This is a genomic window from Streptomyces sp. NPDC002386 (assembly GCF_053593175.1).
In genome coordinates this window covers 21,909-38,188 of sequence record NZ_JBSFBX010000008.1, presented here as the reverse complement: position 1 = coordinate 38,188, position 16,280 = coordinate 21,909, and the positions used below count along the sequence as shown (strand labels likewise).

Sequence of the window (16,280 nt, the reverse complement as noted above, 5' to 3'; positions counted from 1 at the left end):
CACCAGGACGTACGGTGAGGTGCGCTCGACCACCCCCCGGGCGCACCGCACGACACCTCGCACGAGAAGGACCCTCGCCATGCGCGCCACCACCATCCACGCCCCGTACGACATGCGCGTGGAGGACGTCCCCGAACCCGTGGTGCAGCTGCCCACCGACGCCGTGGTGCGGGTGCTGCGCGCCTGCATCTGCGGCAGCGACCTGTGGGCCTACCGCGGCGACGCCGCCCGCCAGCCGGGGCAGCGCATCGGCCACGAGTTCCTCGGCATCGTCGAGGAGACCGGGTCCGAGGTGTCCACCGTCCGGCGCGGCGACCTGGTGGTCGCCCCCTTCATGTGGTCCGACGGCGTCTGCGACTACTGCCGGGAGGGCCTGACGACCTCCTGCGAGCACGGTGGGTTCTGGGGCTCCGTCGGGTACGACGGCGGCCAGGGCGAGGCCGTGCGCGTGCCCTTCGCCGACGGCACCCTCGTCCAGCTGCCCAAGGACGCCGCCTCCGACGACCACCTGCTGTCCGCCCTGCTGACCCTCTCCGACGTGCTCGGCACCGGCCACCACGCGGCCCTCGGCGCGGGCGCCCGCCCGGGCGCCACCGTCGCCGTCGTCGGTGACGGCGCCGTCGGCCTGTGCGCCGTGCTGGCCGCCAAGCGGCTCGGCGCCGAACGCGTCATCGCGCTCGGCCGGCACGAGGTCCGCACCGACATCGCGCGCCGCTTCGGCGCCACCGACGTCGTCGCCGAACGCGGCGAGGCGGCCGTGGAGGCCGTGCGCGAGCTGACCCGGGGTCAGGGCGCGCACGCCGTGGTCGAGGCGGTCGGCACCGAGCAGTCCATGCGGACGGCCGTGAACATCACCCGCGACGGCGGCGCCATCGGCTTCGTCGGTGTGCCGCACGGCAGCGGCACCGGACTGGACCTCGGCGTCATGTTCGACCGGAACATCGCCCTGCGCGGCGGCGTCGCGCCGGTCCGCGCCTACATCCCCGACCTGCTGCCCGACGTCCTCGACGGCACCATCGATCCCTCCCCGGTGTTCGACCTGACCGTCGGCATCGAGGGCGTCCCGGACGGCTACCGGGCGATGGACGAGCGCACCGCCCTCAAGGTGCTCGTCACCAACGGCTAGTGCTGCGACCGGAGAGGTTCACCGGCTCGCGACGCCCGGCCCGGCACCTCGCCGCGTTGTCGCATCACCCGAGTACATCCGGTACGCGGGCAATGCTCCGCCTTGCGATGCACCGCACCGGACGCCGCGAGCTTCCCGGCAAACCTTTCCGGCCACAGCACTAGCACCCGGCCGGGGGCCGGCTAGGACCAGCGGATCGGCAGCGGCAGAGCCGTGAGCAGACCCGAGACCACGACCACCGCGCCCAGGGCGGCCACCTCGGCCCGCGCCGGGGCGTACGCGGTCAGCGGGTCGGCCGCGCGGCTCAGCCGGATCCGCGCCCACAGCGCGAACCCGGCGACGACGGCGACCAGGACCACCTTGGCGAGCAGGGCGCGCCCGTAGGCCGTCGTCGTGAGCTGGTCCAGGACCGTCGCCGCCGGCATGCGCCGCAGCGAGCTGCACACACCGGTCGCCGTGAGGGCGGCGAGCAGTACGGCCGCCACGCGCGCGTACAGCCCCAGCAGCCGGGGCCCGGCAGCGTCGCCGCGCCACCGCCGCAGGATCCGCAGCGCGTGGAGCAGTCCGCCCGCCCACAGCGACGCGCAGATCAGGTGAACCAGCGTCAGGCCGGAGCCGGTCAGCGGGCTCTGCTCGCTCGCGGGGTGCGCGCGCAGCGCCTCCGCGACCACCACCGCGGCCAGCGGCCACACCTGGGCCGCCGGCCGGCGGGCGAGCGCGCACAGCCCCGCCAGCAGGAAGCCGTTGACCTCCAGCAGCGCCAGCCTGCCGTCACGGGAGTCGTACAGACCGCCCACGTCGATCTGCCCCGGCCCGTGCGGGATCAGATTGCCGGCGGACACCACCGCGGCCAGCGCCAGCGCCGCGGCGAAACCCGCCGCGTTCGCGGCCGGCGCCCAGCTTCGGGGCCGTCCGGCGGGGGCGCCGGGCAGCAGCCGGGCGAGCCGCAGCACGAACAGCTCGCCCAGCGGCACGCTCAGGGCGGCGAACAGCACCCCGCGCAGCAGCGCGATGCCGCCCGCCCCGGGCGCGGCGGCCTCCCCGGTGCCGTGCAGCGCGGCGGACGGCCCGTACAGCGGGATCAGCGCCGCGAGGGCCACCAGCACCAGCACGGCCACGGCCCGGCCGGTGCCGGTCCCCCGCGCCGCGCCGTCCGCTTCCACGGCCCCGGCGGCCGGTGGTGTCGAGGTCATCCCGCGATCCTCGCCAGCCGGCCGGGAACCGGGCAAGTCCGGGCGAACGACCGGTGCGGGCGCGGGTGCGTTTTTGGCCGTCCCCGGGTTCACTCCCAGCGCGCGGGGTCCGACCCCCAGGGCGCCGGGGGCCGCGCCCAGTCGGCCGGGCCGCCCGCGAAGGACACCGGCGGCAGGGCGTACCGCAGCCGTCCGAGCCGGCTGCCGGTCTCCGCCAGCCAGGCGTCCGGGCCCTCGTACGACGGACCGCCGCCCGCGGACCGGGCGGGCGGCATCCCGTCCGTCAGCCAGTGCGCGGTACGGGCGAGCGCCAGCCGGATCAGCCGGCCGCCCCCGTCATACGACTGCTCGGTCACCGCCCGCAGCACGGCCGCCGCCAGCAGGTACCCGGTGCCGTGGTCCAGGGCCTGCGCGGGCAGCGCGCCGGGCCGCTCGGCGGAGCCCTCGGTCACCGCGATGCCGGTCGCGGCCTGCACCAGGCTGTCGAACCCGCGCCGCCCGCCCCAGGGCCCGTACGCGCCCCACGCCGACACCTGCGCCACCACCAGCCCGGGGTGCCGTTCCGTCAGCGCCTCGGGGGAGAGCCCGAACCGGTCCAGGGCGCCGGGCCGGTAGCCGGTCACGACGACGTCCGCCGCGGCGAGCAGTTCCTCGAGTGCGGCCCGGTCGGTGGTGAGGTCGAGGACGGCCGAGCGCTTGCCGAAGCCCGTGTCGGCGTGCTGGTCGGGGAGTTCGGGCGAGCGCGGGGGGTCCAGGCGCAGTACGTCCGCGCCGAGCAGCGCCAGCGTGCGGGTGGCGACCGGGCCCGCCAGCACCCGGGTCAGATCCAGGACCCGCAGCCCGGCGGCGGGCAGCAGCCGGGCCGCCGCCGGGTCGAGCGGGGGCGGCACGCGAGCGGGGGAGGGGGCCGGCCGCTCGCGTTCGACCAGCGGCCGGGCGGCCACCTCGGCGGCCTGTCCGTGCGCCGCCCACTCCCGCGGAGTGCGCAGGGCCACGGCGAGGCCGCCGGCGCGGTGGACGGTGTCCTCCACCTCCAGGGCGGACCGCTCGGCGATCCGCTCGCCCGCCCGCGCCGCCGTCACGTCCTCGGGCAGGTCCAGCGCGCGCAGCAACCGGGCGCGGTGGTGCGGGTAGTTGGCGTGGGTGCGCACCCAGCCGTCGGCGGTCCGCCAGAAGCGGGACAGCGGCGCGAAGGCGACCGGTGCCCGGCCGTCCACCCGCAGCAGCCGCTCGCTGTGAAAGGCGGCGGCGACCGCGCCGTCGTCCACCTCGGCCTCCGGCACCCGGCCGAGTCCGGCCCGCAGCGCCCCCAGCTCCGCCGCGGCCAGCGCGCACGCGCCGACGCACGCGCGCGCCAGCCGGGCTACCGGCAGCCGGGCCGGCAGCGCGCCCGCCCGCTCGACGACCGACACACGCGACAGCAGGGCTGGGTCACCGCCGAGCGCGGCCCAGGCGAACTTGATTTCCGTCATGACTGCACTATGCAGTATTGATTCGATCAACTTCGGGTGGGGCCGCGGCCGGGCGGGTGCCGCCGGGGATCCCACCGGCGGCACCCGTGCGCGGGGGAGGGGTCAGCGCACCGCGCGCAGCGCGTTGACGATCCCGGACCCGTAGAAGCCGTTGACGCGCTTGCCGCCGACGCAGGTCGCGTCCACGACGCCGTCGCCGTCCCCGTCGTACGGGCCGGCCGGGCAGCCCGGGTTGTCGGCCTCTGCCTTGAGCAGCGCCTGGAGCTGCGCCGGAGTGGCGTGCCGGTGCGCCGACTTCAGCAGCGCGGCCACGGCGGCCACGTGCGGGGACGCCATCGAGGTGCCCTGGAGGAAGCCGTACTGGTTGTTCGGCAGCGTGGACAGGATGCGGCCGTTCTTCGACGGCGTGTCCGGGATCTGGTACTTGTCGCCGCCCGGTCCCGCCACGTCGACGACGCCCTTGCCGTAGCTGGAGTAGTACGACTTGGCGCCCTTGACGCCCACGGCGCTCACGGTGACCACGCCGGGCAGCTGGGTCGGGATGTCGAAGCACTCGTGCGGGTCGACCGTCCGGGTGGTGGCGGTCGAGTCGTCCGGGCTGGAGTCGTCCACGATCGCGTCGGAGTCGAGGTCGTCGTTGGAGTTGCCCGCCGAGGCCACGTTGAGCGTGCCCTTGCGCTGGGCGTACAGCTGCGCGCGGTTGACCGCGTCCACGATGGCCCGCTGGTCGGGATCGTCCATGCAGTTGTACAGCCACGGGTCCACGTAGTAGCTGTTGTTGGTGATCTCGACGCCGTGGTCCGCGGCGAAGACGAAGGCGCAGACCACGCTCTCCGGGTAGAACAGCGAGGTCGAGTCCGGCTGGGCCACCGTGATGCTGGCGACCTTCACGCCGGGCGCGACGCCCGCCACGCCTATGCCGTTGCGGGCCGCGGCTATCTCGCCCGCGACATGCGTGCCGTGGTAGTGGTCGGCGTCCGCCGGCCGCCAGGCGCCGTACGTCGTGTCCGCCTTGCCGCTCACGCAGTTCGCCGACTGCGACGCCGAGAAGTTCGGGGCGATGTCCGGGTGGGTGTCGTCGACGCCGGTGTCGATCACGCCGACGGTCACGCTCCGGCTGCCCGGGTTGATCGTCGCGGCCTTGTCGGCGCCGATCGACCGCAGGTCCCACTGGTCGGCCTCGAGGGGCTCCTCGCCCGCCGCCGCGCCCCGGGAGACCTTGGCGGCCTCCGCCTTCGACAGGACCTGGACCGCGCCCTCGTCCGTCGTCCCCGCCGCGCTCAGCGGGGCGGTACGCGTGGCGCCCGCGGACTGCACACCGCGCACCGCGCGCATCCGTGCGCCGAAGTCCGCCTGCGCGGAGTGCGCGACGATCACGCCGATCCGGGCGTAACTCGCCACGATGGTGCCGCCGTTGCGCGAGATCGCCCGCTCCACCGACTCGATCGTGCGGTGGTCCGTCCTGGTGTTGACCACGTACGCCAGGGCCGGGCCGTCCGCCGCCCGTGCCGCGGTGGCCGCCTCGGTCGCCGCCGAGGCCGCCGTCGGCAGGAAACCGAGCGAGGCGGTCAGTGAGAGCACGACCGGCACGGCGAGCGCCAGTCGGCGTCTGGAGCGCAGATGAACCATGGGATCTCCACATCATCCGGAAACGGAACCGCCCGATACACAGGTGGTGCTCGGGCGCGTACATGACGGGTGGTGCAGGCCGAAGCTATCTCCCCGATCTGATCTCCGAAAGAGGCAGGCCGACTTGAACCGGTCCGTGCGCGGCGCCGTGACCGTGGACGGAGGGCCCGGCACGATCGCGGGTCCCCACCGGAATCACCCACCGGAGTCGGCTGGCGACTGCCGGTAACGTGATCCCTTGTCCGTGTGAGGTCGACCCAGCGCATGTCCGACGCGAGGAGAGCCCGTGGCCACCGAGACACCGCCACCCGCGAAACCGCAAGCCCACCTTCCCTCCACCGAGGAGTTCGCCGAGGTCCAGCAGAGCGCGGAATTCGCTGAGTTGCGCCGCGCCAACCGCTCCTTCGCGTTCCCCCTGACCATCGCCTTCATCACCTGGTACCTGCTGTACGTGCTGCTCTCCTGCTACGCGGGAGGCTTCATGGGCACCAAGGTGGCCGGCAACGTCAACGTGGCCCTCGTCCTGGGCATGGCGCAGTTCCTCACCACGTTCCTCATCGCCTGGTGGTACGCGCGGCACGCCGCCGCCAAGCTCGACCCGCGGGCCGAGGCCATCAAGTCCCGGATGGAGGGCGGAGCATGAGCCCCGCACAGCACACCCTGCTGGCCGCCGGCGAGGCCAGTGAGCACCGGACGCTGATCATCACCCTGTTCGCGGTGTTCGTCGCCGCGACCCTCGTGATCACCGTCTGGGCCGGCCGGCAGACCAGGGACGCCGCCGACTTCTACGCCGGCGGACGGCAGTTCACCGGCTTCCAGAACGGCCTGGCCGTCTCCGGCGACTACATGTCCGCCGCGTCCTTCCTCGGCATCGCGGGCGCCATCGCCCTCTTCGGCTACGACGGCTTCCTGTACTCCATCGGCTTCCTGGTGGCGTGGCTGGTCGCCCTCCTCCTGGTGGCCGAGCCGCTGCGCAACTCCGGCCGCTACACAATGGGTGACGTCCTGGCCTACCGGATGCGCCAGCGGCCCGTGCGTACCGCGGCCGGCGTCTCCACCATCGTCGTGTCGATCTTCTACCTGCTCGCCCAGATGGCCGGCGCCGGCGTCCTCGTCTCGCTGCTGCTCGGCATCACCAGCGACGGCGGCAAGATCGGCATCGTCGCCCTGGTCGGCGTCCTGATGATCGTGTACGTCACCATCGGCGGCATGAAGGGCACCACGTGGGTCCAGATGGTCAAGGCGGTGCTGCTGATCCTGGGCGCCCTGCTGCTGACCTTCCTGGTCCTGCTGAAGTTCCACTTCAACATCTCCGACCTGCTCGGCACGGCCGCCGACAACAGCGCCAAGGGCTCGGCCTTCCTGGAGCCCGGCCTGAAGTACGGCGCCACCGGGACCACCAAGCTGGACTTCATCTCCCTCGGCATCGCCCTGGTCCTCGGCACCGCGGGCCTGCCGCACATCCTGATCCGGTTCTACACGGTGCCGACCGCCAAGGCCGCCCGTAAGTCCGTCATCTGGGCCATCGGCCTGATCGGCGCCTTCTACCTGATGACCCTCGCGCTCGGCTTCGGCGCGGCCGCGCTGATCAAACCCGACGAGATCATCGCCTCCAACAAGGCGGGCAACACCGCCGCCCCGCTCCTCGCCCTGCACCTGGGCGGAGTGGACTCCAACTGGGGCGCGATCCTGCTCGCCACCATCTCGGCCGTCGCCTTCGCCACCATCCTCGCGGTGGTCGCCGGCCTCACCCTGGCCTCGTCGTCGTCCTTCGCCCACGACATCTACGCCAACGTCATCAAGAAGGGGCAGGCCACCGAGAAGCAGGAGCTGGGCGCGGCCCGCTGGGCCACCGTCGGCATCGGCGCCGTCTCCATCCTGCTCGGCGCCATGGCCCGCGACCTGAACGTGGCCGGCCTGGTCGCCCTCGCCTTCGCGGTCGCCGCCTCCGCCAACCTGCCGACCATCCTCTACAGCCTGTTCTGGAAGCGGTTCACCACCTCGGGCGCCCTGTGGTCGATCTACGGCGGCCTGGTCACCGCGGTCGGCCTCGTGCTGTTCTCGCCGGTGGTGTCCGGCAAGCCGACCTCGATGTTCCCGGACGTCGACTTCCACTGGTTCCCGCTGGAGAACCCGGGCATCATCTCGATCCCGGTCGGCTTCCTGCTGGGCGCCGTGGGCACCCTGCTCTCCAAGGAGGTACCGGACGCCGGGAAGTACGCGGAGCTGGAGGTGCGGTCCCTGACCGGCACCGGAGCGCACTGATCCACCCGGCGGCGGGGCCGCGTCGTACCGGATCGTACGGTCCTACGACGCGGCCCCGCCGTGCCTCGTGGGATCGGGCCACCACTCTTGTCGGTGGTCTCACGTAGGCTCGCAGGTGACGGAGAACGATGATGCGGTACCGAGGGAGGGGGCCCACGTGCTCATCGACACCTACGGCCGAGTCGCCACCGACCTTCGGGTCTCGCTGACCGACCGGTGCAACCTGCGCTGCACCTACTGCATGCCCGAGGAGGGCCTGCAGTGGCTGGCCAAGCCCGACCTGCTCACGGACGACGAGATCGTCCGCCTCATCGACATCGCGGTCCGCCTGCTCGGCATCGAGGAGGTCCGCTTCACCGGCGGCGAGCCCCTGCTGCGCCCCGGTCTGACCGGGATCGTCGAGCGCGTCGCGGCCCTGGAGCCCCGGCCCCAGATGTCCCTCACCACCAACGGCATCGGCCTCAGGCGCACCGCGTCCGCCCTGAAGGCGGCCGGCCTGGACCGGGTCAACGTCTCCCTGGACACCCTGCGCCCGGACGTCTTCAAGACCCTCACCCGCCGCGACCGCCACCGGGACGTCCTGGAGGGCCTCGAGGCCGCCCGCGAGGCGGGCCTCGACCCGGTCAAGGTGAACTCGGTCCTGATGCCGGGCCTGAACGCCGACGAGGCCCCGGACCTGCTGGCCTGGGCCGTGGAACACGACTACGAGCTGCGCTTCATCGAGCAGATGCCGCTCGACGCCCAGCACGGCTGGAAGCGCGAGGGCATGGTCACCGCCGGTGACATCCTCACCTCCCTGCGCACCCGGTTCGACCTCACTCCCGAGGGCGCCGACGAGCGCGGCTCGGCACCGGCGGAGCGCTGGCTGGTCGACGGCGGCCCGCACCGCGTGGGCGTGATCGCCTCGGTCACCCGCCCGTTCTGCGCGGCCTGCGACCGCACCCGCCTCACGGCCGACGGCCAAGTGCGAACCTGCCTGTTCGCCACCGAGGAGACCGACCTGCGAGCGGCCCTGCGCTCCGGCGCCCCCGACGAGGAGATCGCCCGTGTCTGGCGCCAGGCGATGTGGGGCAAGAAGGCCGGAGCGGGCCTCGACGACCCCTCCTTCGTCCAGCCGGACCGGCCGATGTCGGCGATCGGCGGCTAGGAGCCCTCGGGTGCCTTCCAGTCCTCGAACTTCACCACGTCCTTGAGGAACCCCCGGACCCCGAGGAACTGCGAGAGGTGCTCGCGGTGCTCCTCGCAGGCGAGCCACGTCTTGCGTCGCTGCGGGGTGTGGATCTTCGGGTTGTTCCAGGCCAGCACCCACACGGCGGGGTCGTGGCAGCCCTTGGCGGAGCAGATGGGGGTCTCGTCACTCACGGGTTCGTCACTGGTTCCGTCTCACAGAGCCCCCGTAAACAAGGCGACGCCGAGCAGCCACGGGGGGAGCTGCCCGGCGTCGGTCCGTCGCTCCGACGGGGGATGCGGAGCGCGTACGCAGTATGTCATGGGTCACCCTGCGTCCGGCACTGAACCGCACGATTGAATTGAGCTTTTCTTGAGCTTGGCCGAGGGTCCGGTCCGCGGCCCGGTATCCGCCGTGGTCAGCCCCGTTCCGGCCGCTCACCGGGCCCGTGCGGCCCCGGCTCGGCCGACAGGTCCTCCGGTACGGATTCCGCTCGCGCGCCGTCGTCTTGCGCGCGCGGCGGCGTGATCATCGGCCGCGTCGGGGCCGTCACGAAGGTCGACGGAAGAGCGGGCGGCCGCTCCCGGCCGGCGTTCGCGATCACCACCGCGATGTAGGGGAGCACCGCGCCGAGCACCAGTGCCACGATGGCGACGTACCGTTCGACGTTCCACAGGGTCGCCGCGAGGATCACCGAGGCGGTCCGGACCGTCATCGAGATGACGTACCGCCGCTGCCGGCCCCGCACGTCCTCGGCCAGCCCGGTCCGGGCGCCGGTGATCCGGAACACCTGGACGCCGCCGCCGTGCTGCTTCCGCATCACATTCCACCATCCGCCCGCATCGGACTCCCATGGCCCGCACCCTTCGTCCGCCCGGGCGAAGGACCCGTGGCGGAACATCTCCACGTTACGCCGCGCCCAGACCGCCCACGAGACCGGGTCGCCGCCCGCCCGCGCGGACCGCGTCGGCGGGGCCACGTACGGGGGTGTCCGACATGCGCCGTACGGCCCCCACGCGGAGACTTGCCGTAGGGCTCACGCCGATCGGTACGAGGAGGCAGCCATGGGCTGGTTGTGGGCGATCATCGTGGGGTTCGTGCTGGGCCTCATCGCCAAGGCCGTCATCCCGGGCAAGCAGCACAGCCCTCTGTGGCTGACCACCATCGGCGGCATCCTCGGCGCGATCGCGGGCAACGCGATCGCCAGTGCCCTCGGCGTCGCGGAGACCAAGGGCATCGACTGGAGCCGGCACGCCTTCCAGCTCATCGCCGCGATCATCATCGTCGCCCTGATCGACGCCGCCTACATGGCGACGATCGGCAAGCGGAAACAGCAGCAGCGCGTCTGACGGCGGACACACCGAAGGGCGGCCCCCCGGCACCGGGGAGCCGCCCTTCGGCCCGTCTCACGCGGGCTTGACCTCGACCGCGGCCAGGTTCTTCTTACCCCGGCGCAGCACCAGCCAGCGCCCGTGCAGCAGGTCCTCCCGGGCGGGAACCGCGTCCTCGGCGGTGACCTTCGCGTTGTTCACGTAGGCACCGCCCTCCTTGACCGTCCGGCGGGCGGCCGACTTGCTGGCCACCAGACCGACCTCGGCGAACAGGTCGACCACCGGGCCCAGCTCGGTGACCTGGACGTGCGGCACCTCGGACAGCGCCGCCGACAGCGTCCTGTCGTCCAGCTCCGCCAGCTCGCCCTGGCCGAAGAGCGCCCTGGACGCGGCGATCACGGCGGCCGTCTGGTCGGCGCCGTGCACCAGCGTCGTCAGCTCCTCGGCGAGCGCGCGCTGCGCGGCACGGGCCTGCGGGCGCTCCTCGGTCTGCCGCTCCAGCTCCTCCAGCTCCTCCCGGGACCTGAAGGACAGGATCCGCATGTACCGCGAGATGTCCCGGTCGTCCACGTTCAGCCAGAACTGGTAGAACGCGTACGGCGTCGTCATCTCCGGGTCGAGCCAGACGGCGCCGCCCTCGGTCTTGCCGAACTTGGTGCCGTCCGCCTTGGTCATCAGCGGGGTGGCCAGGGCGTGCACGTCCGCGTCCGGCTCCAGCCGGTGGATCAGGTCCAGGCCGGCCGTGAGGTTGCCCCACTGGTCGCTGCCGCCCTGCTGGAGCCTGCAGCCGTACCGCCGGTACAGCTGCAGGAAGTCCATGCCCTGCAGGATCTGGTAGCTGAACTCGGTGTAGCTGATGCCCTGGTCGGACTCCAGGCGGCGGGCCACGGAGTCCTTCGTCAGCATCTTGTTGACCCGGAAGTGCTTGCCGATGTCCCGCAGGAACTCGATCGCGGAGAGCCCCTCGGTCCAGTCGAGGTTGTTCACCATGACCGCCGCGTTCTCGCCCTCGAAGGACAGGAACGGCTCGATCTGGCCGCGCAGCCGGCCCACCCAGCCGGCCACCGTCTCCGGGTCGTTCAGCGTGCGCTCGGCGGTCGGGCGCGGGTCGCCGATCAGCCCCGTCGCCCCGCCCACCAGCGCCAGCGGCCGGTGCCCGGCCTGCTGGAGCCGGCGCACGGTGAGCACCTGCACCAGATGCCCCACGTGCAGCGACGGCGCCGTCGGGTCGAAGCCGCAATAGAACGTGACGGGACCGTCCGCGAGAGCCTTGCGCAAGGCGTCCTCGTCTGTGGACAGGGCGAACAGCCCACGCCACTTCAGCTCGTCGACGATGTCCGTCACGGTTCTCGTGTCTCCTTGAAGATCTTCGGGCAGCCGGGTGACAGCCGACTACGAGGTTATACGCCCTGGCTGACAGAGCTCATGTTGAAATCGGGGATCCGCAGCGCGGGCATCGCGGCCCGGGTGAACCAGTCGCTCCACTCGCGCGGCAGCGTCTTCTCGGTGCGCCCGGCCTCCGTGGCCCTGCCCAGCAGGTCCACCGGCGACTCGTTGAACCGGAAGTTGTTCACCTGCCCGGTGACCTCCCCGTTCTCCACGAGGTAGACGCCGTCCCGGGTCAGGCCGGTGAGCAGCAGCGTCGCCGGGTCCACCTCGCGGATGTACCACAGGCAGGTCAGCAGCAGCCCGCGCCCGGTGTCCGCGACCATCTCCTCCAGGGAGCGGTCCTGCCCGCCGTCGAGGATCAGGTTCCCGAGCGCCGGGGCGACCGGCAGCCCGGTCAGGCCCGCGCTGTGCCGGGTCGTGGTCAGGTTGCGCAGCACCCCCTCGCCGATCCAGTCGGTGGCCCGTACCGGCAGCCCGTTGTCGAACACGGACTGGTCACCGCCGGAGGAGTGGGCGACCACGAACGGCGCGCACTCCAGGCCCGGCTCGTGCGGGTCGCTGCGCAGCGTCAGCGGCAGCCCGCTCAGCTTCTCGCCGACCCGGGTGCCGCCGCCCGGCTTGGAGAACACCGTCCGGCCCTCCGCCGCGTCCCGGCCCGAGGCCGACCAGAGCTGGTAGATCAGCAGGTCGGCGACCGCGGTCGGCGGCAGCAGCGTCTCGTACCGGCCCGCGGGCAGCTCCACGCGCCGCTCGGCCCAGCCCAGGCGCACGGCCAGCTCGGCGTCGAGCGCGCCCGGGTCGACGTCCTTGAAGTCGCGCGTCGACCGGCCCGCCCACGCCGAACGGGTACGGTCCGGCGACTTCGCGTTCATCTCCAGCGTGCCGGTGGGCTGGTCGTGCCGCAGCCGCAGCCCGGTCGAGGTGCCCACGTACGTCGACACCAGCTCGTGGTTGGCGAAGCCGTACAGCTCCCGGCCGCCGGCCCGCGCGCGTGCGAAGGACTCGCCGAGCGCCGGGGCGAAGTCCGCGAACACCGCGGAGGAGGTCTCGGCGGGCGCCTCGGTGAAGTCGGGGGACGCGGGCACGCCGCCGACCAGCGGCTGCGCGTCCTCGGCCGGCCCGGCGCCGCGCGCGGCGGCCTCGGCGGCCCGCACCAGCGGCTCCAGCTCCGCGGCCGTCACCGCCGACCGGGACACGACACCGGACGCGGTGCCCTCCTTGCCGTCGACGGTCGCGATCACGGTGAGCGTGCGGCCCCGCGTCACCCCGTTCGTGGTGAGCGCGTTCCCCGCCCAGCGCAGGTTCGCGGTCGACTGCTCGTCGGCGATGACCACGCAGCCGTCGGCCCGGGACAGCGCGAGCGCCTGCTCGACGATCTCGTGCGGCTTGTTGGTACGGGCGCTCATCGACCGGCCTCCTGGGTGGTGTTCAGAATGTTGACGCCCCGGAACAGGGCGGAGGGGCACCCGTGGGACACGGCGGCCACCTGGCCCGGCTGGGCCTTGCCGCAGTTGAAGGCGCCGCCGAGGACATAGGTCCCCGGTCCGCCCACGGCGGCCATCGAGCCCCAGAAGTCGGTGGTCGTCGCCTGGTAGGCGACGTCCTTGAGCTGCCCGGTGATCCGGCCGTTCTCGATCCGGAAGAAGCGCTGCCCCGTGAACTGGAAGTTGTAGCGCTGCATGTCGATCGACCAGGACCGGTCGCCGACGACGTAGATGCCCCGGTCGACGCCCCCGATCAGGTCCTCGGTGGACAGCCCCGCCGGATCCGGCCGCAGCGACACGTTGGCCATGCGCTGCACCGGCACGTGCCCCGGCGAGTCGGCGAACGCGCACCCGTTGGACCGCTCGAACCCGGTCAGCCGTGCGATCCGCCGGTCGAGCTGGTAGCCCACCAGCGTGCCGTCCTTCACCAGGTCCCAGGACTGCGCCTCGACGCCCTCGTCGTCGTAGCCGACGGTCGCGAGGCCGTGCTCGGCGGTCCGGTCGCCGGTGACGTTCATCAGCTCGGAGCCGTACCGGAGCTTGCCGAGCTGGTCGAAGGTGGCGAAGGAGGTGCCGGCGTAGGCGGCCTCGTAGCCGAGGGCGCGGTCCAGCTCGGTGGCGTGCCCGATGGACTCGTGGATGGTCAGCCACAGGTTGGACGGGTCGACGACCAGGTCGTACACGCCCGCCTCCACGCTGGGCGCCCGCATCTTCTCCGCCAGCAGCTCCGGCATCCGCTCCAGCTCGGAGTCCCAGTCCCAGCCGGTGCCCGTCAGGTACTCCCAGCCCCGCCCCACCGGCGGCGCGATGGTCCGCATGGAGTCGAACTCACCGCTCGACTCGTCCACCGACACCGCCGTGAGCTGCGGGTGCAGCCGCACCCGCTGCTGGGTCGTCACGGTGCCGGCGGTGTCCGCGTAGAACTTGTTCTCGTGCACGGTGAGCAGCGAGGCGTCCACGTGGTCCACGCCGTTCGCCGCCAGCAGCCGGGAGCTCCACTCCGCCAGCAGCCCGGCCTTCTCCTCGTCGGGTACCGAGAACGGGTCGATCTCGTACGACGAGACCCACGTCCGGTCCGCGTGCACCGGCTCGCCGGCCAGTTCGACCCGCTCGTCGGACCCGGCCGCCCTGATGACCTGCGCGGACAGCTTCGCCATCGCCACCGCCTGGGAGGCGACCTTCGCGGCCGCGTCCAGGCTCAGGTCCACCCCGGACGCGAAGCCCCACGTACCGCCGTGCACGACCCGGACCGCGTAGCCGAGGTCGGTGGTGTCCGACGATCCCGCGGGCCGGGCGTCCCGCAGCCGCCAGGACGCGCTGCGCACCCGCTCGAACCGGAAGTCCGCATGCTCGGCCCCCAGCGCACGCGCGCGTGCCAGCGCGGCGTCGGCCAGGGCCCTCAGCGGCAGCGCCGTGAAGGCTTCGTCGATGGAATGAGGCACGGAGGTCTCCCTGCTGTCGTGGCCTGTCGGTCCGATCATGTCGTGACAGCGGCCCGCCGGACCACACGTTTCGCCGCGCGCACCGTGCTTTCTGTAGGGACCCGACAGTGACGCAGTTCAGCCACTGTCGGTGCCCGCTTGCCCACGGAAGGGGCGCTACCGATAGGTTTTCGATGAAGCCGCCTGTCATCGAGGTGTTCGGGCGGGTGCCGTACCGCATCAGACCGCTATCGAAAGGGTGATCCGTTGAGCCGCTCGGTTCTCGTCACCGGAGGCAACCGGGGCATCGGCCTCGCCATCGCCCGCGCGTTCGCCGACGCCGGCGACAAGGTCGCGATCACGTACCGCTCGGGTGAGCCGCCGGCCGGCTTCCTCGCCGTCAAGTGCGACATCACCGACCCCGAGCAGGTGGAGCAGGCCTACAAGGAGATCGAGGAGCAGCACGGTCCGGTCGAGGTGCTGATCGCCAACGCCGGCGTCACCAAGGACCAGCTCCTGATGCGCATGTCCGAGGAGGACTTCACCTCGGTCATCGACACCAACCTCACCGGCACCTTCCGCGTCGTCAAGCGCGCCAACCGCGGCATGCTGCGGGCGCGCAAGGGCCGCGTCGTCCTGATCTCCTCGGTGGTCGGCCTGCTCGGCTCGGCGGGGCAGGCGAACTACGCCGCCTCCAAGGCCGCCCTCGTCGGCTTCGCGCGCTCCCTCGCCCGTGAGCTGGGCTCGCGCAACCTCACCTTCAACGTCGTCGCGCCCGGCTTCGTCGACACCGACATGACCAAGGTGCTCAGCGACGAGCAGCGCAAGGACATCGTGTCCCAGGTGCCGCTCGGCCGCTACGCGCAGCCGGAGGAGATCGCCGCGACGGTGCGGTTCCTCGCCTCGGACGACGCCTCGTACATCACTGGAGCCGTCATCCCCGTTGACGGCGGACTGGGAATGGGTCACTGATCACCATGAGCGGAATTCTCGAGGGCAAGCGCATCCTGATCACGGGTGTGCTGACGGAGGCCTCCATCGCCTTCCACGCCGCGAAGCTGGCGCAGGAGCAGGGCGCCGAGGTCATCCTGACCGCCTTCCCGCGGCCCACGCTGACGGAGCGCATCGCGAAGAAGCTCCCCAAGCCCACCAAGGTCATCGAGCTGGACGTCACCAACGAGGAGCACCTCGCGCGCCTGGCCGACGTGGTCGGCGAGGAGCTGGGCGGCCTCGACGGCGTCGTGCACTCCATCGGCTTCGCGCCGCAGGACGCCCTCGGCGGCAACTTCCTCAACACGCCGTTCGAGTCGGTCTCCACCGCCATGCACGTCTCGGCGTTCTCGCTGAAGGCGCTGACCATGGCCTGCCTGCCGCTGATGCAGAACGGCGGCTCGGTCGTCGGCCTCACCTTCGACGCGTCCTTCGCCTGGCCGCAGTACGACTGGATGGGCCCGGCCAAGGCCGCCCTCGAGGCGACCAGCCGCTACATCGCGCGCGACCTGGGCAAGCAGAACATCCGCTGCAACCTGATCTCGGCGGGCCCGCTCGGCTCCATGGCCGCCAAGTCCATCCCGGGCTTCAGCGACCTGGCCGCCGTGTGGGACTCCCGCTCCCCGCTGGAGTGGGACCTGAAGGACCCGGAGCCGGCCGGCCGCGGCATCGTCGCCCTGCTCAGCGACTGGTTCCCGAAGACCACCGGCGAGATCGTCCACGTGGACGGCGGCCTGCACGCCATCGGCGCCTGAGTCACGCACGGCGCCCCGTGACCCGCGTAGGGCGCGGGTGGGCCCCGCACGACGTCG

Annotated in this window: 15 protein-coding genes; 7 read left to right on the top strand and 8 right to left on the bottom strand. The window is 72.5% G+C overall.

From position 1 onward, the window contains the following. Positions 1–79 precede the first annotated feature (79 nt). Positions 80–1,126 (top strand): zinc-dependent alcohol dehydrogenase family protein, encoded by a 1,047-nt coding sequence (locus tag ACWCPN_RS17435; RefSeq protein ID WP_451206744.1) that lies wholly within the window; start codon positions 80–82, stop codon positions 1,124–1,126. Positions 1,127–1,308: 182 nt separating this feature from the next. On the opposite strand, the gene ACWCPN_RS17430 is transcribed toward ACWCPN_RS17435, so the two are convergent. The 3 genes from ACWCPN_RS17430 to ACWCPN_RS17420 form a co-directional block, all read right to left on the bottom strand. Further along, positions 1,309–2,319: a CopD family protein gene (locus ACWCPN_RS17430; RefSeq protein WP_451206741.1), complete on the bottom strand. Its 1,011-nt coding sequence runs from the start codon at positions 2,317–2,319 to the stop codon at positions 1,309–1,311. A gap of 89 nt (positions 2,320–2,408) precedes the next feature. Then, a complete protein-coding gene (locus tag ACWCPN_RS17425) occupies positions 2,409–3,791 on the bottom strand; it encodes a CoA transferase (RefSeq protein WP_451206738.1) in 1,383 nt (460 codons plus the stop codon). A gap of 102 nt (positions 3,792–3,893) precedes the next feature. Then, positions 3,894–5,420 carry a S8 family peptidase gene (locus ACWCPN_RS17420; protein ID WP_451206735.1) on the bottom strand — a complete coding sequence of 509 codons (1,527 nt, stop codon included), beginning with the start codon at positions 5,418–5,420 and terminating at the stop codon, positions 3,894–3,896. A gap of 286 nt (positions 5,421–5,706) precedes the next feature. Between ACWCPN_RS17420 and ACWCPN_RS17415 the strand changes: the two genes are divergently transcribed. From ACWCPN_RS17415 to moaA, 3 genes are all read left to right on the top strand, one after another. Beyond that, positions 5,707–6,063: a DUF485 domain-containing protein gene (locus ACWCPN_RS17415; RefSeq protein ID WP_451206732.1), complete on the top strand. Its 357-nt coding sequence runs from the start codon at positions 5,707–5,709 to the stop codon at positions 6,061–6,063. Continuing rightward, positions 6,060–7,685: a solute symporter family protein gene (locus tag ACWCPN_RS17410; RefSeq protein WP_451206729.1), complete on the top strand. Its 1,626-nt coding sequence runs from the start codon at positions 6,060–6,062 to the stop codon at positions 7,683–7,685. Before ACWCPN_RS17415 ends, ACWCPN_RS17410 begins: the two co-directional genes overlap by 4 nt. Positions 7,686–7,842: 157 nt before the next feature. Next, positions 7,843–8,832: a GTP 3',8-cyclase MoaA gene (gene moaA / locus ACWCPN_RS17405; RefSeq protein ID WP_451206726.1), complete on the top strand. Its 990-nt coding sequence runs from the start codon at positions 7,843–7,845 to the stop codon at positions 8,830–8,832. Here moaA and ACWCPN_RS17400 read toward each other — a convergent pair. Then, positions 8,829–9,047: a hypothetical protein gene (locus tag ACWCPN_RS17400; RefSeq protein ID WP_451206723.1), complete on the bottom strand. Its 219-nt coding sequence runs from the start codon at positions 9,045–9,047 to the stop codon at positions 8,829–8,831. The genes moaA and ACWCPN_RS17400 overlap by 4 nt on opposite strands. 224 nt (positions 9,048–9,271) lie before the next feature. Next, positions 9,272–9,673, bottom strand: a complete 402-nt coding sequence (locus ACWCPN_RS17395) for a DUF3099 domain-containing protein (RefSeq protein WP_451206721.1) — start codon at positions 9,671–9,673, stop codon at positions 9,272–9,274. 244 nt (positions 9,674–9,917) lie between these two features. Here ACWCPN_RS17395 and ACWCPN_RS17390 point away from each other — a divergent pair, with 244 nt between their 5' ends. Next, positions 9,918–10,202: a GlsB/YeaQ/YmgE family stress response membrane protein gene (locus ACWCPN_RS17390; protein ID WP_199210032.1), complete on the top strand. Its 285-nt coding sequence runs from the start codon at positions 9,918–9,920 to the stop codon at positions 10,200–10,202. A gap of 57 nt (positions 10,203–10,259) precedes the next feature. Here the strand turns inward: ACWCPN_RS17390 and tyrS are convergent, their stop codons facing one another. Genes tyrS through ACWCPN_RS17375 form a run of 3 tightly spaced genes read right to left on the bottom strand, consistent with a single transcriptional unit; the run spans position 10,260 to position 14,538 of the window. Continuing rightward, positions 10,260–11,528, bottom strand: a complete 1,269-nt coding sequence (gene tyrS / locus ACWCPN_RS17385) for a tyrosine--tRNA ligase (protein WP_365130062.1) — start codon at positions 11,526–11,528, stop codon at positions 10,260–10,262. 56 nt (positions 11,529–11,584) lie between these two features. Further along, positions 11,585–12,979 (bottom strand): metallopeptidase TldD-related protein, encoded by a 1,395-nt coding sequence (locus ACWCPN_RS17380; protein WP_451206716.1) that lies wholly within the window; start codon positions 12,977–12,979, stop codon positions 11,585–11,587. Then, on the bottom strand, positions 12,976–14,538 hold the full coding sequence (locus ACWCPN_RS17375; protein WP_451206713.1) for a TldD/PmbA family protein: 1,563 nt from the start codon (positions 14,536–14,538) through the stop codon (positions 12,976–12,978). The genes ACWCPN_RS17380 and ACWCPN_RS17375 overlap by 4 nt, the downstream gene beginning before the upstream one ends. A gap of 207 nt (positions 14,539–14,745) precedes the next feature. On the opposite strand from ACWCPN_RS17375, the gene fabG reads away from it, so the two are divergent. After that, positions 14,746–15,450: a 3-oxoacyl-[acyl-carrier-protein] reductase gene (fabG, locus tag ACWCPN_RS17370; RefSeq protein ID WP_199210029.1), complete on the top strand. Its 705-nt coding sequence runs from the start codon at positions 14,746–14,748 to the stop codon at positions 15,448–15,450. Positions 15,451–15,455: 5 nt separating this feature from the next. Further along, positions 15,456–16,223: an enoyl-ACP reductase FabI gene (fabI, locus tag ACWCPN_RS17365; RefSeq protein ID WP_199210028.1), complete on the top strand. Its 768-nt coding sequence runs from the start codon at positions 15,456–15,458 to the stop codon at positions 16,221–16,223. Positions 16,224–16,280 lie beyond the last annotated feature (57 nt).

Coding starts and splice junctions, on each gene's coding strand:
- ACWCPN_RS17435 (WP_451206744.1), top strand. CDS start 80: ATGCGCGCCACCACCATCCACGCCCCGTACGACATGCGCGTGGAGGAC.
- ACWCPN_RS17420 (WP_451206735.1), bottom strand. CDS start 5,420: ATGGTTCATCTGCGCTCCAGACGCCGACTGGCGCTCGCCGTGCCGGTC.
- ACWCPN_RS17430 (WP_451206741.1), bottom strand. CDS start 2,319: ATGACCTCGACACCACCGGCCGCCGGGGCCGTGGAAGCGGACGGCGCG.
- ACWCPN_RS17390 (WP_199210032.1), top strand. CDS start 9,918: ATGGGCTGGTTGTGGGCGATCATCGTGGGGTTCGTGCTGGGCCTCATC.
- ACWCPN_RS17410 (WP_451206729.1), top strand. CDS start 6,060: ATGAGCCCCGCACAGCACACCCTGCTGGCCGCCGGCGAGGCCAGTGAG.
- ACWCPN_RS17380 (WP_451206716.1), bottom strand. CDS start 12,979: ATGAGCGCCCGTACCAACAAGCCGCACGAGATCGTCGAGCAGGCGCTC.
- ACWCPN_RS17425 (WP_451206738.1), bottom strand. CDS start 3,791: ATGACGGAAATCAAGTTCGCCTGGGCCGCGCTCGGCGGTGACCCAGCC.
- fabI (WP_199210028.1), top strand. CDS start 15,456: ATGAGCGGAATTCTCGAGGGCAAGCGCATCCTGATCACGGGTGTGCTG.
- ACWCPN_RS17375 (WP_451206713.1), bottom strand. CDS start 14,538: ATGATCGGACCGACAGGCCACGACAGCAGGGAGACCTCCGTGCCTCAT.
- ACWCPN_RS17395 (WP_451206721.1), bottom strand. CDS start 9,673: ATGCGGAAGCAGCACGGCGGCGGCGTCCAGGTGTTCCGGATCACCGGC.